The following is a 24,561-nucleotide window of genomic DNA, read 5'->3' as shown; positions in this document are numbered from 1 at the left end:
CATAGATTACTATTCCTATATCTGGTAGAATCAACTAGCAATTATTAGCAGATTTAGGGGGATATAAGATTGAACAAAAAAGCTTTTTTATGCATCGTGGCAACTATTGTAATCCTTTCAGGATGTGGTAGTTCCACAACAAATTCAGAGAAAAAAAATACAACGTCTACAGGAGTTACACCGTCCGAAGCAACAGCCAGCCCTTCAGAGCCCACTCCTGAGCCAAAAAAGAAACTTACAGCTTCCGAGAAACTGGCTCTCAACTATGTGGAGATTTTCCTCAATGGTTCAGATATCGAAGCGAAAAAGAAATTCGTATCCGAAAATATACTTCCAGATGTACAACCCATTTTCCAAATGGCTGAATCTACTGAGACACCCGAGAATAATAAACTTAAGAATCCTACAGTAATTGAAACAGCTGATTATACGGACAAAGATGGCGGAAAAGATAAACTCGTGCTTATCCAAGGTGAGAAGTCTTCCTCCAATAGCGAACTTATCATTTTTATTAAGGATGATAAAGTTGGTTGGGGATATTCGTCTAATGACAAGGACAAGGATGCATTTAACGAAGTGAGGAAACTCTTTAAGGAACCTGTAATTAATACTTCAGATTCAGGTAATGCAGGTACAACTGAACAGTCTCCTGAAGCGACGCTTAAAGAAATCAGTAATTTTGTCGTTTCAGATATTTGGAATGATGGATTTGTTGATATCAGCTGGTATGCAGGTTCAGGAACTGGCTCTACGGGTCAAACAATAGATATAGATTTTACAATCGAGCAATTAGCAAAAGCGATGAACCAAAAAATGGAGTACGATAATTATATCAACAACCTTGATGCAAAATATGATTCAGTTAAAAGCATCTGGACTAAGCTCACGGGTGAGATGGATCGTATGTACAAACAAATCCAAGATACGCCTCCTATTGCAAATGATGCAACCACCAAAATAGATACAGGAATATTCACCCAGTACTTGGAAGCCTTTACTGATGAGGTTGACAAATTACCCAATTCTTAGATTAAAAATAAAATCCCTGCCGGCCGCCACGGTTAGCAGGGATTTTGTTCGGCTTTAATGGCTTGCGACTCAAAATAGTAATCCACCAGAACATAAATGAAACCAGCAATTCCGAAAAAAACAATAGCTGTACTACTATTCAAATGGTATTCCCGTATAAAGCGTTCATCGTACACCTCGTAAAAGAAACCATATCCCGCAATACCACTCAATAAGAATATCATTATGCGGCTTATTAAAGGATTAACTATCTTTCGAATAACCCATGATAAAGGAAGCAGTATAACCGGGTAAAGAAGAACTGAAAAAAGGAACATCAGAAAAATAAAAGCAAACCCAATGTTTTGAAAACCGTAATATTCTGTTGTACTTATTTTATTTCCTTCCCAAAGCTCCAATCCAAAGGCTGCCAGGGTGAATAAAATCGTCGAAATAAACCATAACATTATAGGCTTAACTGCACGCAAAACAATCCCACCATCTTTATGCTTTTTATACTTACAGCCGATTTTTCAAATTATCATTTCGCACTTGGTTCTATTGAGGTTAAGAATGGCTTTTGCCCTATTCTACTATTATATGAAATAAAGTACTCCTCATTTACATCTATTAACTTATATATTCCTTTTGGGATTGTGACTGTATTTTGATCACCGCTCATATTTTGTATTACTATTTCTCTTTTATTTACTGACACTACATTAACAACAGCTGAAGTCCCTGCCATCAAAAAGTACCATATGGATATTATATCATTAATTCCCATCTTTTATAGGTATGGTCTCCCTTTGGAAGGGTTAATTGTCTTGTAATATGGGTAATCCATCTTCTCTTGAACTTCTCGAACTACATTTTCATTAGTAAGCGATTCTATGAAATATAAACCCAGATCAATCGAAGCTGCTACTCCTCCCCCAGTAAAAACATTTCCATCCTTACGAACCGTTCCTTAACTACTTCGGAACAATAAGGTGCTAATAGTTCATATGCAGAAGGGTTGGTAGTCGCCTTCTTCTGATTTAAGAAACCGGCAGCTCCCAAAATCAAAGCCCCTGTACACACTGACACCTTGTATTCAACCTCTCGAGCAGTCTGAATCCATGTTATAAAATCAGTAACGAATCTAAGTTGTCGAGTGGATAACCCTCCAGGGATAAATATCAAATCATAGGCTGACAGATCAGGGGAAACCTGGTTTATTTTCAACGTCAATCCTCGATCATCCGTGACTTCTTCCTTGTTGGAACAAAAATCCCACGATACATTTTCTATCGCCTTTAGAACTCCCATCCGGGTAACCGCATCGTAAAAACCAACAAAATCTAACGTAGTCATCCCGTCAAATAGAATATAAGCCATCTTCAGCATTTTCATTCTACACACTCCTTCGATACTTTTCGGCGAAATTCATTGGGGGTTATCCCGTATTCATTTTTAAAAACACGATAGAAAGAGCGCAAACTGTTGAATCCGGAATCAAACGCAATATCCGTGACCGGATGGGTAGTGGATAACAGCAGCATATGAGCATAGGCTACCCGTTGGCCATTGATGTAATCACGAAATGAAATATGAAACTGCTCAGAAAAGATTCGGGAAATGATAAATTTACTAATGCCAAGCTCTCTTGAAAGCGTATCCAGATTTATGTGATCTAAAAAATGCATGTCGATGTAAGCAAGGATTTTGGGGACGAGATCCATTTCTTTTTTGTAGTCTACTTTTTTCATTAGCAGTAACGGCAGAGCGTGCCCTAATACTACAGAGGTATAAGCCTTGAGCAGACGAACATCACATTGTTCTTTATATAGTTTATACAAGGTTGCCAGCAGATCTTGAAGCACCTTTTGTTTCGAAACTATAGGGTTATCCGGAACATGATTAAGCAGATCCCCCGCAAAATCCCCCGGAAACGTGGCGTCAAAAAAGAACAGCAGGATCTGGCTTTTCTCTATGGTTTTGTAGCTGTGAGGTTGATTGGAAAAAATAATCGCTATGTCTCCTTCAGACAAATCATACTCTTTTCCATTGATGTTGATATTGATTTTGCCGGACAAAACCATTGTTATCTCTACATTTTTGTGTAGATGAAGAGGATAAGTGTTATTGGTAGAAATAAAGGAGTGAAACGCCTGGTCACGATGCTGATATTTAATATTCATGTTTTTCTCCCTATCGTCATGGAATGCCAAGCACTATAGCTGCTGTAATACTAAGAACATAATATGAATTTGTTCGTTTGCGCAAGAACCAAAGAGCAATAGTTGGCACAAAAAAAGATTTTTTTGGCAGGTAAATACGCCCTAAAAGTTTTAAAGTATTACCAGTAAGCTGCTTGTCGCAGACCAGTAACATTTCACTGAGAGGAGGAAGTATAACAGGAACAGCATTCAGCGATAAGACTGTATCCATGTTATACGTCAAAAAGATGAAATGGAAGAGTAAAAAATCAGGTAAGGTTATGGGTGTCTTATTGAGTTTTTCGGTAGCGTTTTCATTTTTAGGAGGTCACACACTTGCAGCTTCAGGGCAGACAGACGGAGACAAAAGTTTTGCGGGTGCCTCTATTCTTGCTTTTCCTGGCGCGGAAGGTGGCGGCGCCTATACGAGCGGTGGTCGAGGAGGCGATGTATACATCGTAACTACCCTTGAAGATTACGCTGTAAAAGACAAACCGATTGCAGGCTCCCTTCGCTATGGGATTTTATCTACTCCTAAAGAGGGTCGTACAATTGTTTTTCATGTTTCCGGAACGATTGAACTGAAGAGCACGTTAAGTCTCAATAATATTAAAAACCTGACCATCGCTGGGCAAACCGCTCCAGGCAACGGAATTACCATTGCAGGTTGGGATACCAATATCAGCAATTCAGAGAATATCATCATACGCTACACCTCTTTCCGTCCGGGTGCCACTAATGTGTATAATGGCAGCGATTCAATGGATGCGCTTTGGGGGAGAGACAACAACTACTTCCTCATTGACCATTGTTCCTTCAGTTGGAACACAGATGAAACTCTATCTTTATATAGAGGCGAAAATGGCACGATCCAGTGGTCCATTATTTCCGAAAGTCTGACTCTATCCGGGCATTCCAAAGGAAGACATGGCTACGGTGGTATTTCAGGCGGAGACAAAACAACATTCCATCACAATCTGTACGCGAACCATACCTCGCGAAACCCAAGACTAGGCGGCGGTTACGCAGGTGCTGCAGATGCTGATCATGTGGCGGTTGTTCAGTTCTCGAACAATGTAATTTACAATTGGGGCTTTAACGGCACTTATGGCGGAGGTTTTACTTTTACTAACTTTATGAACAATATCGAAATTGCCGGTCCAGGTACAAGAGATAATGTAACTAACAGAGTCATTGATGCCGGTGAAGCTACCAAGCTGGGCGGTTTCTACATCGCTGGAAACAGAATTAACGGCAAGCTCACAGGCTTACTGAATGATTCTTCAGATTATGTGAAATTTTCCGGTGTACAGAGTGGTGAACAAAAGACGACCCTTGCAGCCACACCATATCTTTCCGCGGACAGTACTGGAGTTAACCATGGTATTACCAATAAAGCATTTGATAATTATGTTAAGTCCGGCGTAAAGCAAGCGAATGAATCACTATTAAAAAGCATTCTGCAACAAGCGGGAGCTACCTATCCGCGTCGCGATGCTATCGATGCAAGAATTGTGGCAGAAGTCGAGCAGAACTCGGGAAGATATATCAACACTGAACATGAAGTCGGGGGTTACATTTCAGACTTTGGCGTCATTGAGGCACAATATGATAAGCAATTTGACACTAATCAAAACGGAATAGACGACAAGTGGGAAAAGAAAAATAAAATCTGGGGCATCAAGGATGCATACAAAACGGTTACTAAAAATGGTTACACCTGGCTTGAGCTTTATATTAACGGCCTAGTTGATATGAAACACGTCGCCGACAACCCCGCTGCTAAGCTTTTGGCGCCAGAAAACAATGCACAATTTGTTACCGGGAAAGAGGTCGAAGTTAAAATTAATGCTTCCCCTAAATCCGGAAACAAAATAAAAAAAGTTGCTGTATATAATGGTTCTAAATATCTTGGAGAAGCAGCCAAAAAAGGCAACACATACACATATACCCTCAAGAATTTAACGGATGCTTCCTACTATATTTCTGCAAGAGTGACCGATACCCAAGGAAATGAGACGCAGACCACAGCTGCTAACATTCATGTCAATGCTGCTACCTCTTCCCTGGCTGGAAAGGGTTGGACTACAGCAGATATCGGTGATCCGAACATTAAGGGTTCCGGAAGTATGACAAATGATGTGCTTACCGTTAAAGGCAACGGAAAGCTTGGAAAAAGTGAAGGTGGCGCAGAACGATCAGAAGCAAACAATGCAACCAAAGATGACTTCCACTTCGTGTATAAAGAAATGAACGGAGATATGGAATTTACCGCGAAGCTCGAAGAAATCGGGGCCGTTGACAACCATGCCTTCACCGGGCTAATGATCCGCGATGACTTGAATAAAGACAGTGCCGCGGCGGCCCTTGGTATCTCCTATGTGAAGTTGTCCAAAGAAACCAGCTGGTCATCTTATCTGACGGGCAGAAACATTAAGGGCGGAGGATTTGATGAATTAACTGAAACTTTAGACAGCGTATCAGCTGCTGAAAAAGCTGGCATTCAACTTGTTCCAGATATTCCGTTCAAAATAAATGGTGTGGAGCAAGGGTATTGGCTCAAACTTGGCCGTAAGGGAGATGTTTTTTATGCTTACGGATCAACGAATGGGAAAGACTGGAAGCTAATTGGCGAGCGAACTATTGCTATGGATGGTTCGGTATATGTCGGATTTGCCGTTGACAGTAATGATGTTGCCAATAAGATTGAACAACTGAACTATGCTAAGTTCTCTAACATTACTGTGGAGAATACATTCACTCCAATAGGTGACTCAGCGGTAAATAAATAGCATCTGTTCATCTACACAGTTCCAAAAACACGGAAGCCAGTAAAGCGGCTTCCGTGTTTTTATTGATATCCGACTGGACCAACACAATATATTGCCTGATTCGCTGTTCACTGTTTTTACTCCACGAGAATGAAGTTGACTTTACAACGTTCCCTTTTCAAGAACATACTCTTCATTGGAGTTTTTTAAAACGATATCAAATTTATGATGATAAGAATGCATAAACAACTCATATTGCATCCTACGCTGTTCATGGGATTTTCTTAAATAATTTATATCCGTTCCTCTTTCAGAAACATCACGTATACTCCTTCTCACCAACTCGGTTTCTCCATCCGTATATAAGTAGATTTTCAGATCATACAAATTTGGGTCAGTAAAAGCAACGCTCATGCCTTCTACAATATTTATCTTGTTTTGTGAAGATATGAACATACTTTTTGTATAGTCCGTGCCAATGGTGTAAAAATCCAACCCATCCCTCAACATATGAATATCTCTCTCTAAAGCAGATATATAATGAGCAGCAGGATGACAAGCTGTCACTTTATCGTGGTAATGTTCATTCTTATATTCATAGTCGATAGAAGTGTATTTTCTAAGATTAGATTCAACAATATAGGGGTCTGTATTAATATAATTCACATCATCCTGCTGCAAAAGCTTTAAAAGATTATGAGCAAACGTTGTTTTTCCAGATGCACCATGACCCGAGATCCCAATGATGACTCTATTAGCCTCACCGCTAATCAAATTAGCTATCTTATGTAACACCTTGTCCATATTATTCTCCCTCTCTCCCTACACGATCCTATGTATTCCTTACTCCGCTATTGGTTAGCACATTAAAATCTATGGTGCATTTTATATAAAGAAACTTAATAGAAAGGGGTAGATCTTCCATGGCTACTCGTCAGCCTGATTTAGTGTTGATCAGTTGGAGCAGAAATCCTTTGGTTCCTGGATCAGCACGTAGGATTATTGCCGCGCGTGTTATTGGAAATGCCGTGCCTTGCAGACCTAGCTTGAGACCCAATGGATTGCTTAACACCGCTTTGGCTTGCTTATTAGACAACGATGTTGGTTTTAAAGTAGTCTTTCGTAAAAAGACTTCAAACATTAGCGGATATATTTTGTTACAACGTAACTAATAGGTTTAGGGGGCAGTGAAATTGCTGCTCTCTTTTTTCTGTGTATCTCATTACACTTAAAGTCCAATCATTCCTAGAAAATGGTGTATATAATTTATTAGGAACTGAATCTGATTGAAAATGGGTGCGTCCATGAAATTACAAGCTGTGAAAAAAAGCTATGATTTAATAGTAAGCTTAGGGATGTCTTGTGCTCCTGCTATAAATCTGCAAAGAAATAGCTTGAGGAAATTCTCCATGCCACTCGACTGGATGGTTTCTTATTCATTAGCTGATGTAAATAGACTGTATAAGAATAGATTTCAAAATTTCATGGAATTAATAAATCTGCAAATCCTTGATGAAACACATTTTTTTCTGGAGGATGGAATACCAGTCTATCCTAATTGGAACAAAAATGCATTAGTGAAATCCTATTTTATTCAGGATACTTTTTATAACATTATCTCCGTTCATGATTTTCCAATCCACCAAGGTAAACACTGGTCTACAACCTATCCTTCGTATAAAGCGAAGCTGGAATTACGAATTAATAGATTTTGGGACAAGTTAATCACCAGTAAAAAAACTTTATTCATTAGATGGTCCGCCTCATATGAACAGGCTGTAGAGCTACAATCGATTTTATCTGGTTTATTAAAACCGAACGAATTTATTATTCTTATTCTTAATCCCGTTCGTGAAGCAACCTCGGTACAAGAATTAAGTTGGAATATTAATAATATTTGTGTGTTAGAAGTTCCTGAGGATATGAACGATTATGATAGCTGGGATTATATTTTGAAGGACATACAAGTAACTAATAACTAATTTCGCTTTGATCGATCAAATGATTAATTATTTCCTGTGCTGCAAAAACATATAGATACAAATACAGCCTACTGATGCTGACCAATAAAGAAATAGGGTTACTAATTCCAAAATTGAACTGCACCCCGTCAAGTAGACAGCACAAAAAATAAAAGTAGTTTAAGCGGCCTTAGTCCTAAATTCAATGGGACTGAGGCCGTTTAGTTTTGCCTGTAACCGTTCGTTATTATAAAAGTGAATGTAGGTATCAATATCTGTTTGGAGTTCTTCAAAGGTCTGGTAGGTATGTAAGTAGTACTTCTCACATTTCAATGTTCCCCAGAAGGATTCCATCGGCGAATTGTCAATGCAGCAGCCTACTCGGGACATGCTTTGCTTCAGTTCTGCATCGTCCAGCATCTTCTTAAAATGCAGAGAGGTATACTGGAAACCACGGTCGCTATGGAGTAAGGTTCGGCTCTCCGGTGCTGCCTGCAAAGCTAATTCCAGTGTGTTAAAAACTAGCGAATTATTATTGGAATGACCCAGAACGTAAGCAACAATGGACTTGTCATACAGATCTTTTATTGCACTTAAATACGCCTTCTTGCCGTTGCCGTATTTGAATTCCGTTACATCCGTTACCCATTTTTGGTTTGGAGCTTCAGCCTCAAAATTACGGTTCAGCACATTCTCTGCAACCTGCTGAGGCGTGGAGCCTACATACTTCTTTCTCTTTCTGCGGATGACTGACTGGATACCTTGGCATCTCATCAGCCGGTACACTCGCTTTGCGTTAATAGATTTATCCATTTGTCTGCGCAAATGCAGGGTCAATTGGCGATACCCAAAGGTTCGTTCCACCTTCTCATACAAGAGGAGCATGGCCTCTGTCAGTTTCTCGTTGTCAGCCTCTCGAAAACTGGGTTTGCGATTCAACCATTTGTAATAACTTGACCGTGAAATCCCTGCGATGTCACACAAAAGCCGAATGGAGCAAGACTGTTCCTGCTGAACAGCCTGAATGGCCAGGTAGATATTCACCTGGCGAATGGTTCTTAACGCCTCCTCTTTTCGAGTTCCTCTAACTTTTTTAGAAAAGCATTCTCCGCACGCAGGCGTGCATTCTCGTATTCCAGCTTTTGCATCGCGAGTTTGTGGCGATCTGCTTCCGTAAGTTCTTCAGGCGCTTTGGTGCGTCCTCTACCGTCTCGTAATGCCTCTTCACCACCTGCTTCGTACTTCTTTACCCAGCTATATACTTGTTGGTAAGACACGTGAAAATGGCTTGCCGCCTTCGCATAGTCTTCTCCGTTCGAAAGGCAGTACAGCACGATATTTATCCGTTCCTGCCAAGTGGTTACGCGTCCTTTGGTCATAGCTTTAGTTCCTCCTGAATGAGCTGTTAAGCTGTTGCTATGACCATTATACTTCCTAATCCAGTTGGCGAGTTGGGTTGCACTTGCAATCTTATACTTGCAGATGATTTGGTTTTGCGACAATCCTCCCTCGAGATAATCCTTAACGGCATAGAGTTTAAGTTCTGCAGAATACGTACGATTGTAGCTTCGGACTTCCAGCCCTTCGTATCCATACAATTGATAACGTTGCCGCCACTTCACTATAGAGTTTTTGGATATTCCATACTTCCGGGCCGCAGCTTTCAAACCAATGTCGCCCCGTTCAATTTCTTGGAGAATCGTTAACTTTTCCAGTGCTGTATACTTCTTTTGTTCCATAAAAATGCTCCCCATACAGCGACAGGTTTTTATTATTTCACCTGTCTACTATATGGGGAGCATATCAAAACGTATTGACTCCCATGCGCTGCTGGATTTGCGGGTTCAGGCTCTACAAGATCATACTTCTCCATCAGCCTTTCCTTGGTTCCACTATCTACTACTGTTCCGTTTCCTTTATCCGCAAGGACAGATCCCGATTGAAAACACGCCATGAATAAGACACAGCAAATTGTGAGGATTGCTAGTTTCTTTTTTCGCATCATACATCTCCTAATTCTTTCTGTGGTCTCCCCTAAAACTTAGAGCCGTTCAAATTATTTCTTGGGTAATCGCAGGAAACCTATGTATTCGACAATCTTGATCAGTATAGATCATATTCTATGAAAATAATGGGAGAAAAAGCCTCGAATTCGATAATACTCCTTTCTATATATAAAAACAAAAGCACCCCGCACTAAAATTAGCAGGATACTTTTGAATGATTCGCCGTATTTACAATATCAACATTCCGCTGAGCGGTTTATGGAGTTGGTGTTCCGCCGTTCGCATTCAGTGTTTCGCCACTGATATAGCTAGATTCCTGGCTAGCCAGGAATACATATGCCGGAGCCATCTCCGCAGGCTGTCCCGGACGACCTAGTGGTGTGCTCGCACCGAACTCCTTCAGCACTTCCTCCGGTTGCCCACCCACAACTTGAAGAGGTGTCCATACAGGACCTGGCGCCACTACATTGACGCGAATTCCCTTATCAGCTACTTGCTGAGCGAGAGACTTACTGAATGTATTAATAGCCGCCTTGGTAGTCGCGTAGTCCAAAAGGATCGGCGAGGGATTATAAGCTTGAATAGAAGAAGTGTTAATAATGGTGCTGCCCGGTTGCATATGCTTCACTGCAGCTTTGCACAGCCAGAACATGGCATACACGTTCGTCTTAAATGTATCGTCAAAATGCTTCGTAGTGAGATCAGCGATGTCTGGGACGAATTGCTGTTTGCCCGCGATATTGGCTAAAATATCAATTCCACCTAGCTCCTTAACCGTAGTATCGACGAGTTGTTCACAGTATGCCTCATCCTTCAGATCACCTGGAATGGCGATTGCAGTACGACCCGCTTCCTGCACTAGCTTGAGCACCTGCTTTGCATCTTCCTCTTCCTCAGGCATATAAGATAGAACAACATCTGCCCCCTCGCGAGCAAAAGCAATAGCAACAGCACGACCTATACCGCTGTCCGCTCCCGTAACTAACGCTTTACGTCCGGTCAGGCGCCCGGTTCCTTTATAGGTATCTTCTCCTGTATCAGGTACTGGATTCATTTTCTTCTGCAAACCCGGCTCCTCTTGTTGCTGCTGAAATTCCGGTCCAGCCTTAGTGTACTGAGTGGTAGGATCTTGCATCGTATATTGGTTAGACATCGATCAATTCCTCCTTTATTTTTAGAAATACATTTTTATATTTTCCGAACTCTTTGTTATGTAAACACAACAAGCACGCCTCTAAACATTCGCCTTCGATAACACAACCTTGAATAGTGCCACAAAAATACCCCAACCACCTGTCAAGGTGGCTAGGGTATCCCTTACAATATTTTTCAGGCTTAAATCTCCTCTGACCTGCCTTGCACTGACTCGTACCGCGTGCGTATGCTTAAATAATATATGGAAACTCACTTATAAATTGGGGAACGCTCCGTATAGTCTGGCGTATACATTAGATAAAGGAGTGATAAATCATGGGCATTTTTATATTCCTCTTTGTACTGTTAGCATTGCTTAATATCTTCTTTCCTCATTTGGGATGGTACATGCGCTATGGCTGGATGATGAAAGGCGATGTAGAGCCCAGTGATGCCTATTTATTAATGACTCGCCTCAGCAGTATAGTGGCACTTATTATCCTCGTTTTTATCTGGACTAGTTTCTGACTTACCCTAACGCTCTTAGCACATCTTCAATCTTGCGCTGATGCGACAATACCCCGTAATTCATCCAGGCCATAAAATCCACCTCATATACACAGCGACTACGCACAGCGGGCAGACTGCGCCAAAGCGGTGTATCCAGCAGTTCCCGTCCTTCTCCTTCCTGCCGATCAAAGGTAATGAACAAATGATCTGCAGTCAGGCTCGCAAGCTCTTCTCTTGTTAGGCTCACCCGCTTCTGTCCACGGGTCAACTTCGGAACCAATTCATGGGGCTGCAAACCTAAATCATGATGGAGTACGCTACCTGTATAACCCAATTGCCCGCATCCATAGAGATTGATTCCGTAGGAAGATATTCTTAAGCATGCTACAGTCTGCCCTTGGACAGAACGGTTAAGCACTCGTTTGGCTTGCTGCGCCCGATGCTCATAATTGCCGATCACTTCCTGGACACGGTCCGTTCTGCCAAAGACGGCTGCTGCAGAAAATAACGTGGCACGCCAATCCTCCTGATGAAAAGGCAGCTTGAACAACGGAGCAATTTGGCTGCACTCATCCAGGTGCCAACGCTGAAAGCCATCATCCAGCAGGATCAGTTCGGGCATGTACTGGGAGAGCTCCTGCCAATCGCCAGTTGAAATATCAACCGCAGGCACATCGTTGAGGGACAGATACTCCTGCTTCCCCCACTGAGCGTGAGAATATTGCGCCACCGGTGTAATATCCAGAGCCAGCAGATAGTCTTCCAGAAAAGGAGCGAACACCCGCAGCCCTTCCTGATGGAAGCTTCTGTATTGGCCGGGCGTAACGCCCACCGATCTTTTGAAACGCCGGTTAAAATAATACTCATTGCTATATCCTACGGATAACGCGATATCATGCATACGGTCATTCGTAAGCAGCAACTGCTGCTGGGCCCTTTCAATACGAAGTCCGTTCAAATGCTCTAAGGGAATCCGCCCTGTCACTTCTTTAAAAATCTGTGTGTAGCGTGTACGTGTAACGCCTGCCACTTCAGCCAATTGATCGACGGTTATGGCGTGATTATAATGTTCCTGCATATAGCGGATGGAACGCTGCACCGCCTCATGGGCTCCTTTCATCTGGATGACAGAGGAATTTGCCCGCATGATCAGCAGCAGTAACTCTTGAAAGCGGGTATGACCTGCGAACCATTCAATCTCTTCCGTACTTCTGCGACTATGATAGATAGCCTCAAGCAGTAGTGCACATTGTGAAAAAGGTCTGCAGCTTAGCGGACCAGACCGGAGAATTCCTTCTCTAGTCCCCTTTTCCATTCCACTCTGCTTACTTCCCCCGGTTTCGATTACTTCAAAAGTAAGCCTATAAAAGCTAAGTCCTCGCTCCTCGGCATTGATTCTGCTTATAAGCCCCGGTTCGAACAAGAACCCGACACCTTTTTCCAGGGGAAAACGCTTCTCCTCGGCTTCTAACCATCCCTGTCCTTCCGATACAATGATCAGGGTATGATCTTGAAACACTAAGGTCTGTCCGTTCACCGATAAGGATTGGGCTTCTATGTTAATCAAGCTATAGAATAGCCTCTTTTTATTGCTGTCTTGTAAATCTTCTGCCATTCTAGCGCCCTCCAATTGAGAACCATTTTCATTCACTTTACTATAGTTTAGAATAAAAAAGAAGGTCTATCAACTATGCTGATAGACCTTCTTTATGCTATTCCTTACGACGGCTACCGTTTTATTTCACCATAGCTTTCAGCAAGTCATCAAGCTTCATCGAATTGGCTGTGATGGCACCGGACTGCCAGTGGGAACGTTCCATTCTATAGACATTCCCGTTCTTCACCGCAGGCAGACTCTTCCACAATGGACCCTCAAGTATTTGAATCGCTTCCTGATTCCCTTCAGTATCCCAGCCCCCATTATCAGGGAACACAATAATATGATCCGCGTCGAGCTGAGGAATAAGCTCTTCAGAAATAACAGATTGATATTCGGTCATTTCTGCCGCCATAGGCACGGGTGTCAGCCCAAATTGATCATAAATCACACCGGTATAGCGGTTTTTAACACCGAATAGAGCAAAGGTTTTATCCGCTACGTTAAGCCGGATCACCGCTACTTTTTCCTGACCCAGGGCCTGTTGCAGCTTAGCTTTCCCCTCTGCCACCTTCTGATCATACGCTGCAAGGACGGATTCCGCCTTCTCCGGAATACCAAGGGCATCTGCAATAGCTGTAAGCATTTGTCTTGAGTCTTGCAACACCGACTCAGGTAGACGATAAGTTGGTGCTATCTTGGAATATAGTTCATACCTCGCCGCATCAGCGCCTCCGTCCACAATAATCAAATCGGGGTCTTTTTCCAATAATGCCTCCACGCTACCCGTGATATCGAATTCTGGCACATCCAGATTTAAATAATCCTGTTTGCCCCAGCTTGGATGATACCACTGAACCACCGGGGTAATGCCCAATGCCTTCAAATAATCTTCTACATAGATCCCGGCTACCCGTTGCGGTTTAACTGGAATTTCAACATCCCCGAATTCCCCGGCAATCGTCCGGGTTGCACCCTCTTCTGCGGCATTTCCACTTCCTTCAGTTGGTGCGCTAGTGCTCGCTGAGGTAGATTCCTCTGCATTCTCTGTCTTAGCAACGTTTTCTTTCGCAGTATTGTTATTCGTTCCGCATGCTGCCAGCGCGGTGATTGCCATTATAAGTACCGCTGCCCACAAAAACTTCTGACCCCATCTTGCCATTGATCCCTTCACTCCTATGCTTTATTGTCATTGATTATCATTCTCAATAACCTTTATCACAATAGTAGCATGACTTTCATAGCTTTCAATGCACTTTCTCCGCAAAAAACTTATACAAACTATTTCTAGTTATTCTGCTCTATCATTATTTGGTAGGATTCTTCTTCTATTTAAAATAGGTCACCCTTTATTAACTTGATCGCAAAATTTCTTTTTTTACGATTGATTTATACGATGCTTTCGCTTACAATAAACTCATAAACGCGCGTTTATGAAAAGAGGGGAAACATGCGCAGCGAAGATATTGCTAAGTTGGCCGGGGTTTCCCGAAGTACGGTATCCCGCGTGATCAACAACTATTCCAATGTTCCTGAAGAAACCCGGGCTAAAGTGCTGCGGGTGATTGAGCAACATCAGTACGAACCGAACAGCTTTGCACGGGCTCTGGCCGGTAAGAAAACCGATACCATCGGATTGTTCGCCATCAGTATGAACGAGAAAGAGAACACTACCCGAATTTATCAGAACAATTACTTTGCACCATTCGTCGATGCCGTAGTCGACACGTCGAATGCCCGCGGATGTTACGTTCTGATTCATACGGTATACTCTCCGGACGATTTTCTGAAGGTAAAACAAGCTTTTCTGCAAAAACGGATTGACGGTGGTATAATTGTCGGCACTCAGAAGGATATTAATATCGTCCGCGAAATGGTGGGACTCGATTCTCCGCTAGTACTGATTGATTATGATATCTCAGAGATTATGTCGGAGCATCTTGACCGCAATCATTTGGCCATTGTGAACTCCAAAGATTACGAGGGCACCACAGAAGTGATTGAACATTTAATCTCCCTAGGCCATCAAGAGATCGGCATCATCTGCGGGCAAATGAATACGTACTCTGGTCGAGAACGCTACACGGCCTATGAGGATACGCTAAAAAAACATGGTCTGCCTATGAATGAGAAGTTTATCCTAAAGGGTGATTTTCTGAAAGAGACGGCTTATGAAGAGGTCAAGAAGCTGCTTGCTTCTGATGAACCTTTGCCGACTGCCTTCTTCTCTTCCAACGATGACATGGCTATTTCAGCGATGGAAGCGTTCTCCGAACACGGAATCATTGTCCCTGAGGATATCTCCATTGCTGGTTTTGATGACATTCAGCTGGCATCCCGTATTCAGCCTAAGCTGACCTCTGTACGCTTGCCGATTTATGAAATGTCCAAGGCTGCAGTGGAAAAAGTAATCGAGCTGTGTGATTCGCAGCAGCCGACTTTCAGCACGATCAGCTTTCCAGCTCGTTTAGTGGAGAGAGATTCCTGTCAACCGCCGAAGAAGTAGCACAGATTCATCATTCACTGAAGAATATATATTTTTCTGTGAAGCTGCTATCATTGGTTCTCGAAATCACTGCCTAATACTATCTTTTAGAAACAACGGAAAGAATCCCTTCCCTCGAGGGAATTTTTCCTGAAACTTATAAACGCGCGTTCACAATCGAAAGGAGACTTTCTCACATGAAATTCGGTACCTTTGACGACACTCGTAAAGAGTATGTAATTAACACACCAAAAACACCTTACCCTTGGATTAACTACCTTGGTAATGAACAATTTTTCGGACTTATTTCTAATACTGCTGGTGGCTATACCTTCTATAGAGACGCTCGTCTCAGAAGATTGACCCGTTACCGTTACAACAATATCCCAATGGATGCTGGCGGCCGTTACTACTATCTTTATGATGATGGTGATTTCTGGACTCCAGGCTGGATGCCAGTAAAACGTGATCTGGACTTCTACGAATGCCGTCACGGTCTTGGCTACACTTCCATTACTGGTGAACGCAACGGCATCTCTGTAAACCAGCTTGCTTTTGTACCTATGGGTCATAATGCTGAGGTACATCGTCTTGTAGTGAAAAACACGGGTTCCGCGAAGAAATCCGTTAAGCTATTCTCTTTTGCAGAATTCTGTCTTTGGAATGCACAAGATGATATGACTAACTTCCAACGCAATCTCAGCACTGGTGAGGTTGAAGTGAAGGGTTCCGTTATCTATCACAAAACAGAATACCGTGAGCGCAGAAACCACTACGCTTTCTACTCTGTTAACAAAGAAATCGCCGGCTTTGATACTGACCGCGAAGCTTTCGTAGGGATGTACAATGGTCTGGAAAGCCCACAAGCTGTTGCTGCAGGTGAACCAACTAACTCCGTAGCGAGCGGCTGGTCCCCTATCGGATCGCACGCCCTGAACATTACTCTGGAGCCAGGCGAAGAGCAAAGCTTCATCTTTGTCCTTGGTTACATTGAAAACCCGGAAGAAGACAAATGGGAATCTCTGAACGTAATCAACAAAAAACCAGCAGAGGCTATGATCGAGCAATTTGCTACAGACGCTCAAGTGGACGCCGCTTTGGCTGCACTGGCTGCACACTGGGATAACCTGTTGTCCAAATATCAAATCCAAAGTGGCGACGACAAGTTGAACCGTATGGTTAACATCTGGAATCCATATCAATGTATGGTTACCTTCAACATGTCCCGCTCCGCTTCTTACTTTGAATCCGGTATTGGCCGTGGTATGGGCTTCCGGGATTCTAACCAAGACTTGCTCGGATTTGTGCACCAAATTCCTGAACGTGCTAAAGAACGTATTCTCGATATCGCCGCTACACAATTTGAAGACGGCAGTGCCTATCACCAATACCAGCCGCTCACCAAAAAAGGTAACAATGAAGTCGGTACCGGCTTTAATGATGACCCGCTTTGGTTGATCCTTGGCACAGCTGCTTACATCAAAGAAACTGGCGACACATCGATTCTTGATGAGCAGGTTCCTTTTGACAGCAATCCGGATAACACAGCTACTCTGTTTGAGCACTTGAAACGCTCCTTCGAGCATGTAACTAACAATCTCGGACCTCACGGCTTGCCGCTGATCGGCCGTGCAGACTGGAATGACTGCTTGAACCTGAACTGCTTCTCTACAGAGCCGGGCGAATCTTTCCAAACTACTGCCAACATCGAAGGCCGCGTAGCGGAATCCGTATTTATCGCGGGTCTGTTCGTCTTCGTTGGACCGGACTATGCAGAAATCTGCCGGATGCGCGGACTTAATGATGTAGCTACGGATGCAGAAGCTAAGATTGACAACATGCGTGAAATCACACTGACTCACGGTTTCGATGGTGACTGGTTCCTGCGCGCTTATGACCACTATGGCGACAAGATCGGTTCCAAAGAAAACGAAGAAGGTAAAATCTTCATCGAACCACAAGGTATCTGTGTTATGGCCGGTATCGGTGTGGAAGATGGTCAAGCTGAAAAAGCTCTGACTTCCGTGCAAGAGCATTTGGATACTAAATACGGTATCGTATTGCAACAGCCACCATATTCCAAGTACTATCTGAACCTGGGTGAAATTTCTACGTACCCTCCGGGCTACAAAGAAAATGCTGGTATTTTCTGCCACAATAACCCTTGGATCATGATCGCTGAAACAGTACTTGGACATGGTGACAGAGCGTTTGAAATTTACGCTAAAATTGCTCCTGCTTACTTGGAGGACATCAGCGAAATTCACCGTACTGAACCTTATGTATACTCGCAAATGATCGCAGGTAAAGATGCCGTTCGCCACGGGGAAGCTAAAAACTCCTGGTTGACTGGTACTGCTGCTTGGAACTATGTAGCGATTACACAATCTATCCTTGGTATTCAAGCGGACTTCAATGGTCTGAAGATCGATCCTTGTATTCCTACAGAGTGGGACAGCTTTGAAATCACCCGTGTCTTCCGTGGAGATACTTATGTGATTCAAATCAAGAACCCGAACCATGTATCCAAAGGTGTAGCTAGTCTTACCTTGGATGGCGCAGCTGTAGAAGGTAACATCATCACTCCTGTTGGAGACGGTGCTGTACACCAAGTAGTTGTAGAACTGGGTTAATACAAAAAAATCCGCTCAACCGTTCGTTTGAACGATTGAGCGGATCAAAAATTAACAGTAGATGACCCCTGAAGGATTCAGGGGTCATCTTTTTTTACCCTTCCACAATATCTGCTCTTAAATCACTCGCAACCTCAAGCATTCTAGGAATCACGGCTTCATTGGCGCCAGAAACATAAATATCACCCTGATAATGTCTAAATGGGATTGTTGTATCACCATAGCTCCACATAAAGAAATCTCCCTCAATGGACATGGTAGTGGCACCTGTTACTGTAAAAACTGATGTATAGGTGAAATCAGGTTTGGATGCGAAATATTGCTTACACTCTTCTAAAGATAGGGTTGTTGCTGAATCTCCATCATTCTGCATTGCTCTTGTCATCCGATAACGTTTACTCATTGTGATGCCTCCATTATTATCTGTAAAATGATCAGTTGCCTTATCCAGATCAAATATAGCATACAATGAAGGGCAAATCCCATTCCATTTCTAAGTCAAAAATGTTAATATAGCCGTTTTTCATAGCTTTCTTTTAGTGATTTCGAGATATCCTCTGGAGTAACTCCAAGTTTGCGGGCATGCTGCGCCAGTATTTTTGATGGATTAGGCAATACTTCTTTCGCAAGCCAATGATCGTCATCCCACAAATGTGACCGCTTAAAGGCTTTTGCACAATGCATATAACATTCTTCAACTTCCACGCCAATTCCAATGACCGGGACTTTACCATGCGCTTCCATAGGTTTCAATATTTCTTCATCCTTAACTATACTCGCGTGCCCATTTATTCTTAATGTTTCTTCAAGTCCGGGAATGATGAATATCAAACCGACTTTTGGGTTCTCAAGTATATTCCGCAAAGAATCAAACCGTCTGTTCCCAGGGCGTTCAGGGATCACTAAATGTTTATCATCCAACACGTGAACAAAACCTTCTGCGTCCCCGCGCGGAGAGACATCACAAGCACCGGACGAACCGCTTGTAGCCATAAAAAGCATCGGGGATTTTGAGATATAATCACGGCAATGATGATCTATAAAAGTTATGGTTTTGTTGTTAACCAATTCGCTTGGGTACCCAAATAAAGACCTTAACTCTTCTTCTGACTCTATAACTTTTTCGAAAAAGTTTGGCTTCATACTTCTCCCCCTCTCAACTTAATAAGCCCCAATGTTCTTATTTTTGCTCAAATATCCGCTTAATAATTGGGCGAAATTTTTCCTTGCTGTCTCATCCGATAACTTCCCATAAGTGCCATACAGATTATCCGCATGATATCTTGGAAACACATGTAAATGATAATGCCATACATCTTGGCTGCCATCCGGCTCATTATGTTGTCTAGAAGAAACGCCATCACATTTATAAACTTCTTTAAGACCTTTAGCAATTTCAATTTCCAGCTCATGTATCCGGTTTGAGATCTCAACATCCAATGTGTAAATATTCTCGATATGCTGATTAGGGATGATTAGAACATGCCCTTCATTATTCGGATACCAATGAGAAGCAATAAAAGCCGTTATGTAATGATCTTTATAAATAATATCCGCTTGCTTAGAACGCACATGTTCATTTTCAATGCCCGAAACCAACAAACAAAAGGGACAAGTATAACCCTCTGGAGCATGATTATAAATATAGCCCGCCTCCACTGTTATAGGATTTAAGAATATTTCTATGTTTCTTCTAATTTCGCCATTTCGCCTGTGTTCTCCTTTTTGCAAAAAGAAAAGGACAGACTGTAAATTACAGCTGTCCCCATTGGTAAAATGCTGATAAAACAAAGTCATCTCCGAGATCTAAGTCTACCTATAACTTAAACGCTGGCTTCCGGAATCCATACCTTCATTTCACCACTGCCGCGATTTCCCCATAAGTAATATGGAATCGCCTTAACCTGAACGGTTTGAACTGGTGCTTTTACTCTACTGTAAAGTCCACCACTCCAGCCCGCTTTATCTACACGCAGCCCCTCTGCCTCGACAACAACAGCGCCGCCGAGCAATGTCTCATCAAAAGCCGCAGTAAGTTCACTGCCTTCTTTTAAAGAAATTGAGCTTAAAGGCTCACCATTATCTATACTTTCAAGGCAATACACAAGAGGTCCACGCTGAATCGTTACTTTTTGAGCATCTGCACGCAAATTCGGATGTGCGTAGATACGATGTGTCTCCATAGGGTCATGCACTTCGATTACATCTCCTGCTCTCCACAGTCTCCGGATAACGAGGTATCCCTGCTCGATGTTCTCAGCAGTATTCATTACTTCACCGTTGACTCTGATCTCCATACCTTGGCTCCAAGATGGAATCCGCAAGGCAATCCCAAACTCTGCTTCCGCTGCAGGATTAATCTTCAACGAGACTGTACCTTCCCATGGATAGTTACTCTCTTGCTGAATTGCAACATCTGTTCCACCCAGCTTTGTTGTCAGCTCACTGCCAATATACAAATTCGTATAGAGCGTATCACCATGGATCGTATAGATATATTGATTAAGCGAAGTCAGCAGACGCGCCACATTCGGAGGACAGCAAGCGCAGCCAAACCAGCCTTGACGCTCGGACTTCACATGATGTTTATCTGGGTTGCAGCTACATGCCTTAGGCCATACTTCCAGTGGATTTACATAAAAATAGTGCTTACCATCCTGTGCCATCGAACCCAACACATTGTTATAAAGCGCCCGCTCCATGACATCGGCATAACGTGCATCCGGCGATATTCTCAGCATCCGTTGTGCAAAAAAGATCAACCCAATAGATGCACAAGTCTCTGCGTACACCGAATCGTTAGGCAGATCATAATCGAAGGTGAAAGCCTCACCCCGATGCGTAGATCCGATCCCGCCAGTAATGTACATTTGCTTAGTAGTGATGTTATTCCACAGTCTCTTGCATGCTTCGCGAAGGGTATCATCTCCCGTAAGTGCGGCTAGATCAGCCATAGCAGTATACATATAAACCGCACGCACAGCGTGTCCTACAGCCACTTCCTGTTCTCTTACCGGAAGATGACTTTGGTAATATTTTAAATCTAAATTCTCCTTCTGACCTGTGAAAAAATTGATACTCCCCAGATTATCCCATTGTTGCTTTAAGAAATTCGGCTGTTGACCTCGCTCATTAATAAAAAAGCTGCTGAGCTTCAAATACCGCTCCTCACCTGTGAGCCGATACAACTTAACGAGCGCAAGCTCAATCTCCTGATGACCATCATATCCCCGCATTTTTCCTTCTTCCGGACCAAACACAGAATCGATATGATCAACCATTCGGCACATGATGTCGAGCAGTTTTCTTTTGCCTGTAGCTTCATAGTAAGAAACGGCGGCTTCAATGAAATGCCCAGCACAGTACAGCTCGTGGCAATCGTTCAGATTAGTCCAGCGTTTGCCGGGTTCTTTTATCGTAAAATAAGTATTTAAGTACCCGTCTTCCTGCTGCGCTTCTCCAACGAGGTCAATCACTTCATCCGCTTGACGCTCCAGCTCGGGATCACGTTTGATGCTTAAGGAATAACCTACGGCCTCCAGCCACTTGGCTACATCACTGTCTTGAAAAACCCAGCCGTAAAATTCGCCGCTCTTCCGGCCCGCAGCAATCTCAAAGTTAGCAATGGCATGACTGGGCTCAGCTCCCGCTGCTTTGTCGTGCAATGCCTCATATTGATACGGGATTACAACATCCTGTACCAGCTTTATATAACTTCCCCAGAAATCATCTTTAATGCTAACGGATTGATCTTTTACAACTTGCTGATCCTGGATCGTTTTATTCATCATCATCTTCCCCTTAGCCTTATTTTATACTCGCTAATTACAATTATAGAGCGTACAATAGATAAAAAATATAATCAGAAGCAACCCCTTTTTTGTACTATTTCACACTCCTATTTCCAAGGACAATTTGAGCTCGGACTACGATAAAAAGAGAGGTAGAACACAGTGAGTCCTTCCTATGTACATTTCGCAGCGCCGCCTTTTCCATATTTTCTGGAATGCAATCACACTGTTTATCAACCCGGAGAGCAGCATCCAAATAGAAGCCATATCGGCTTATTTGATCTGATTATTGTAGAGCAAGGTTGCCTATTTATCGGTGAAGAGCATAATCAATGGGAGGTTGCGGCTGGGCATACGCTGCTTCTGCTGCCTGACCGCTATCATTATTCCGTTAAGTCTTGCGAGGAGCTGACTTCGTTTATTTGGATTCATTTTCATACCCTCGCAGATTGGTCAAGCTCTGAAGGCGAGCCTGTGTATATCAACCGAGAGACACATTTCCGGCAGTTTCTTACTCATCCATATACCATTCGCATCCCGCAGTTTGGTCCCCTTCCTGATCCCTTTAAACGGAGTGGACAAGCTGAGAAGCTTTTACAGCTGTCCACTGGAAGACGTTCCAGTGCAGTTTGGGAGCAGCAAAGGATTTTTGAAGAAATGCTGCGGATGATGGATCTAGCGCAGCATGATACTTCAGAAAGTCATGCGGTAGAGATTGCCGAGAAGACAGAGACTTATATCCGCAATCATTATGCGGAGCCTCTCTCCAATGCCTCTCTGGCGGATGCGCTGCATTTTCATTATAACTACCTTGCCCGCTGCATGAAACGCGTATATGGACTGACTCCGATGGAGTATTTAACGGATTACCGTTTGGAACAGGCCAAGCTGCTTCTGCTTAAAACAGAGATGCCTATAGCTGCGATCGCAGAACGTATTGGTTTCGAGAGCACCGCCTACTTCTCTCGTCGCTTTACTCAGCAGATCGGAATCTCTCCGCTTCGCTTCCGCAAGCGGTATTCCCGATAACAGCAAAAACAGCACGTCTCATAATTGGAGGCGTGCTGTTTTCGTTGTTAATGCGATGCGCTGCTGTAGCTTTCTTGTGTGCTGCTGGCTTTCTTCTGTGCTGCTGGCTTACGTGATCAGCTTTGGATTAATTGGACGCGAGATGCTCCTCTAGCTCGGAGAAACCTAGGTAACTATTGTGATGGAGCAGTACTCCGATTGGCACATTTATTGTGTACCCGTGATCCGTCCTAAATCCTTCTGCTGCTCTTACTTCTTACTTCTTACTTCTTACTTCTTGCTTCTTGCTTCTTGCTTCTTGCTTCTTTCTTCTTTCTTCTTGCAATAATTTTACCAGTTTACCTTCCTAGGCGCGGCGCACTCATACTTACCATAGATCAACGCTGATTATGCGGCTCGACCCTCCAAAGCTTATCAGCAAGTAACTCACCGTATAGCCACCACACTACTCTCTGTATCCCCCGGAGACGCGTCTGCTTAATCATTCATAGCATTCCCCGTTGCGGACCGGATTGCACCTATTTTTGATTTTCCGCCTATTTTGCGGCAGTTTCGGACTGTATAGCTCTTATTGCCCATAATTTGCCCGCATTTGGACCACATTTGTAGGAATAGCTGCAACTGATTCCGATAGTGTGACAAAACGAGCGAAATCATGGAAATAAGCGCAACTGAGTCCGAACAGTTGCTAAAAAGAACACTGCCTGCCGCATTTGATCCTAAACGTGCTACCCATTGTTTAAACTAGCTGTCTGGAGCTCAACCTAGCTACACTGTGCGGAATTATCTACCTATAGCTCAACCTATCTACACCGTGCGGAATTAGCTACCTATGGCTTAACCTAGCTACTCCGTGCGCAGAATTTGTTACCTGTTGCATAACCTAGCTGTCTACGTCTCGAAATCAGCTACCTTTTGCTCGATCTTGATCGTATCGGACCCTATTGCACCTATTTGTGATTTTCGGCCCATTTTGCGGCAGTTTCGGACTGTATAGTTCTTATTGCCCTTGATTTGCGCAGAGAAGGAGCGCATTTGAGCGAATAGCTGCAACCGAGTCCGATAGTGTGACAAAATGAGCGGAATCATGGAAATAAGAGCAACTGAGTCCGAACAGTTGCTGAAAAGAACGCCGCCTGCCAAATTTGCTCCTAAACGTGCTGCCCAGTGCTTAAACTAGCTGTCTAGGGCTCAACCTATCTACTCCGTGCGGAATTAGTTACCTATGGCTTAACCTAGCTACTCCGTGCGCAGAATTTGTTACCTGTTGCATAACCTAGCTGTCTACGTCTCGAAATCAGCTACCTTTGCTCGATCTTGATCGTATCGGACCGTATTGCACCTATTTGTGATTTTCGGCCCATTTTGCGGCAGTTTCGGACTGTATAGCTCTTATTGCCCATAATTTGCCCGCAATCGGACCATATTTGAGGGA

21 protein-coding genes and 1 pseudogene are annotated in these 24,561 nt (G+C 43.2%); 7 read left to right on the top strand and 15 right to left on the bottom strand.

The genetic code is table 11. From position 1 onward, the window contains the following. Positions 1 to 69 precede the first annotated feature (69 nt). Entirely contained in the window at positions 70 to 1,029 is a 960-nt protein-coding gene (locus NSS82_RS13580; protein ID WP_081386702.1) for a hypothetical protein, read from the top strand. Between the two features lie 32 nt (positions 1,030 to 1,061). Here the strand turns inward: NSS82_RS13580 and NSS82_RS13575 are convergent, their stop codons facing one another. The 4 genes and pseudogenes from NSS82_RS13575 to NSS82_RS13560 form a co-directional block, all read right to left on the bottom strand. Next, positions 1,062 to 1,496 (bottom strand): hypothetical protein, encoded by a 435-nt coding sequence (locus tag NSS82_RS13575; RefSeq protein WP_081384456.1) that lies wholly within the window; start codon positions 1,494 to 1,496, stop codon positions 1,062 to 1,064. Positions 1,497 to 1,549: 53 nt separating this feature from the next. Beyond that, positions 1,550 to 1,756, bottom strand: a complete 207-nt coding sequence (locus NSS82_RS13570) for a hypothetical protein (protein ID WP_143766171.1) — start codon at positions 1,754 to 1,756, stop codon at positions 1,550 to 1,552. A gap of 42 nt (positions 1,757 to 1,798) precedes the next feature. Beyond that, positions 1,799 to 2,394 (bottom strand): annotated as a pseudogene (locus NSS82_RS13565) (DJ-1/PfpI family protein). Positions 2,395 to 2,399: 5 nt separating this feature from the next. Further along, on the bottom strand, positions 2,400 to 3,191 hold the full coding sequence (locus NSS82_RS13560) for an AraC family transcriptional regulator (protein ID WP_076273481.1): 792 nt from the start codon (positions 3,189 to 3,191) through the stop codon (positions 2,400 to 2,402). 266 nt (positions 3,192 to 3,457) lie between these two features. Here NSS82_RS13560 and NSS82_RS13555 point away from each other — a divergent pair, with 266 nt between their 5' ends. Continuing rightward, the gene (locus NSS82_RS13555) at positions 3,458 to 6,001 is read left to right on the top strand and encodes an Ig-like domain-containing protein (RefSeq protein WP_076273483.1); all 2,544 of its coding nucleotides are present in this window, start codon (positions 3,458 to 3,460) and stop codon (positions 5,999 to 6,001) included. A gap of 141 nt (positions 6,002 to 6,142) precedes the next feature. Here the strand turns inward: NSS82_RS13555 and NSS82_RS13550 are convergent, their stop codons facing one another. Continuing rightward, complete coding sequence (locus tag NSS82_RS13550) at positions 6,143 to 6,784, bottom strand: uridine kinase family protein (protein WP_076273482.1); 642 nt, start codon at positions 6,782 to 6,784, stop codon at positions 6,143 to 6,145. 130 nt (positions 6,785 to 6,914) lie between these two features. Next, the gene (locus tag NSS82_RS13545) at positions 6,915 to 7,121 is read right to left on the bottom strand and encodes a hypothetical protein (protein WP_341042639.1); all 207 of its coding nucleotides are present in this window, start codon (positions 7,119 to 7,121) and stop codon (positions 6,915 to 6,917) included. A gap of 163 nt (positions 7,122 to 7,284) precedes the next feature. Between NSS82_RS13545 and NSS82_RS13540 the strand changes: the two genes are divergently transcribed. Beyond that, a complete protein-coding gene (locus NSS82_RS13540; protein WP_076273484.1) occupies positions 7,285 to 7,962 on the top strand; it encodes a DUF1796 family putative cysteine peptidase in 678 nt (225 codons plus the stop codon). Positions 7,963 to 8,121: 159 nt separating this feature from the next. On the opposite strand, the gene NSS82_RS13535 is transcribed toward NSS82_RS13540, so the two are convergent. Next, positions 8,122 to 9,680 (bottom strand): IS3 family transposase gene (locus NSS82_RS13535; RefSeq protein WP_094903917.1). Its coding sequence is split into 2 segments (ribosomal slippage): positions 8,122 to 9,047 and positions 9,047 to 9,680, totalling 1,560 coding nucleotides; the frame shifts between segments, so codons are not numbered across the junction. Between the two features lie 523 nt (positions 9,681 to 10,203). Then, entirely contained in the window at positions 10,204 to 11,100 is an 897-nt protein-coding gene (locus NSS82_RS13530) for an SDR family oxidoreductase (RefSeq protein ID WP_038570168.1), read from the bottom strand. Between the two features lie 317 nt (positions 11,101 to 11,417). On the opposite strand from NSS82_RS13530, the gene NSS82_RS13525 reads away from it, so the two are divergent. Beyond that, positions 11,418 to 11,609 carry a DUF6199 family natural product biosynthesis protein gene (locus NSS82_RS13525; RefSeq protein WP_036685995.1) on the top strand — a complete coding sequence of 64 codons (192 nt, stop codon included), beginning with the start codon at positions 11,418 to 11,420 and terminating at the stop codon, positions 11,607 to 11,609. A 1-nt stretch (position 11,610) separates the two neighbouring features. On the opposite strand, the gene NSS82_RS13520 is transcribed toward NSS82_RS13525, so the two are convergent. Together NSS82_RS13520 and NSS82_RS13515 are read right to left on the bottom strand one after the other, a co-directional pair. Beyond that, positions 11,611 to 13,206, bottom strand: coding sequence for a helix-turn-helix domain-containing protein (locus NSS82_RS13520; protein ID WP_076273749.1), 1,596 nt, complete (start codon positions 13,204 to 13,206; stop codon positions 11,611 to 11,613). A gap of 121 nt (positions 13,207 to 13,327) precedes the next feature. Then, entirely contained in the window at positions 13,328 to 14,350 is a 1,023-nt protein-coding gene (locus NSS82_RS13515; RefSeq protein WP_036685992.1) for an ABC transporter substrate-binding protein, read from the bottom strand. Positions 14,351 to 14,638: 288 nt separating this feature from the next. Here NSS82_RS13515 and NSS82_RS13510 point away from each other — a divergent pair, with 288 nt between their 5' ends. Further along, complete coding sequence (locus NSS82_RS13510; protein WP_076220152.1) at positions 14,639 to 15,694, top strand: LacI family DNA-binding transcriptional regulator; 1,056 nt, start codon at positions 14,639 to 14,641, stop codon at positions 15,692 to 15,694. A 176-nt stretch (positions 15,695 to 15,870) separates the two neighbouring features. Next, the gene (locus tag NSS82_RS13505; RefSeq protein WP_036685988.1) at positions 15,871 to 18,306 is read left to right on the top strand and encodes a GH36-type glycosyl hydrolase domain-containing protein; all 2,436 of its coding nucleotides are present in this window, start codon (positions 15,871 to 15,873) and stop codon (positions 18,304 to 18,306) included. Between the two features lie 94 nt (positions 18,307 to 18,400). Here NSS82_RS13505 and NSS82_RS13500 read toward each other — a convergent pair whose 3' ends face one another. The 4 genes from NSS82_RS13500 to NSS82_RS13485 form a co-directional block, all read right to left on the bottom strand. Then, the gene (locus NSS82_RS13500) at positions 18,401 to 18,709 is read right to left on the bottom strand and encodes a hypothetical protein (RefSeq protein ID WP_076100657.1); all 309 of its coding nucleotides are present in this window, start codon (positions 18,707 to 18,709) and stop codon (positions 18,401 to 18,403) included. Between the two features lie 104 nt (positions 18,710 to 18,813). After that, positions 18,814 to 19,449, bottom strand: coding sequence for a pyridoxamine 5'-phosphate oxidase family protein (locus tag NSS82_RS13495; RefSeq protein ID WP_076100658.1), 636 nt, complete (start codon positions 19,447 to 19,449; stop codon positions 18,814 to 18,816). Positions 19,450 to 19,467: 18 nt separating this feature from the next. Beyond that, a complete protein-coding gene (locus NSS82_RS13490) occupies positions 19,468 to 19,965 on the bottom strand; it encodes an HIT family protein (RefSeq protein WP_076273751.1) in 498 nt (165 codons plus the stop codon). Between the two features lie 164 nt (positions 19,966 to 20,129). Then, positions 20,130 to 22,097 (bottom strand): glycoside hydrolase family 127 protein, encoded by a 1,968-nt coding sequence (locus NSS82_RS13485; protein WP_340960794.1) that lies wholly within the window; start codon positions 22,095 to 22,097, stop codon positions 20,130 to 20,132. A 162-nt stretch (positions 22,098 to 22,259) separates the two neighbouring features. On the opposite strand from NSS82_RS13485, the gene NSS82_RS13480 reads away from it, so the two are divergent. Then, positions 22,260 to 23,126, top strand: coding sequence for a helix-turn-helix transcriptional regulator (locus NSS82_RS13480; protein WP_036685980.1), 867 nt, complete (start codon positions 22,260 to 22,262; stop codon positions 23,124 to 23,126). An 891-nt stretch (positions 23,127 to 24,017) separates the two neighbouring features. On the opposite strand, the gene NSS82_RS13475 is transcribed toward NSS82_RS13480, so the two are convergent. Then, entirely contained in the window at positions 24,018 to 24,269 is a 252-nt protein-coding gene (locus NSS82_RS13475; RefSeq protein WP_340960348.1) for a hypothetical protein, read from the bottom strand. Positions 24,270 to 24,561: the final 292 nt, after the last annotated feature.

The organism is Paenibacillus sp. FSL H7-0735 (assembly GCF_038008505.1).
GTDB classification, from domain to species: domain Bacteria; phylum Bacillota; class Bacilli; order Paenibacillales; family Paenibacillaceae; genus Paenibacillus_AQ; species Paenibacillus_AQ odorifer.
The sequence above is the reverse complement of the archived record's forward strand: the minus strand, read 5'-3'. Positions and strand labels throughout refer to the sequence as shown.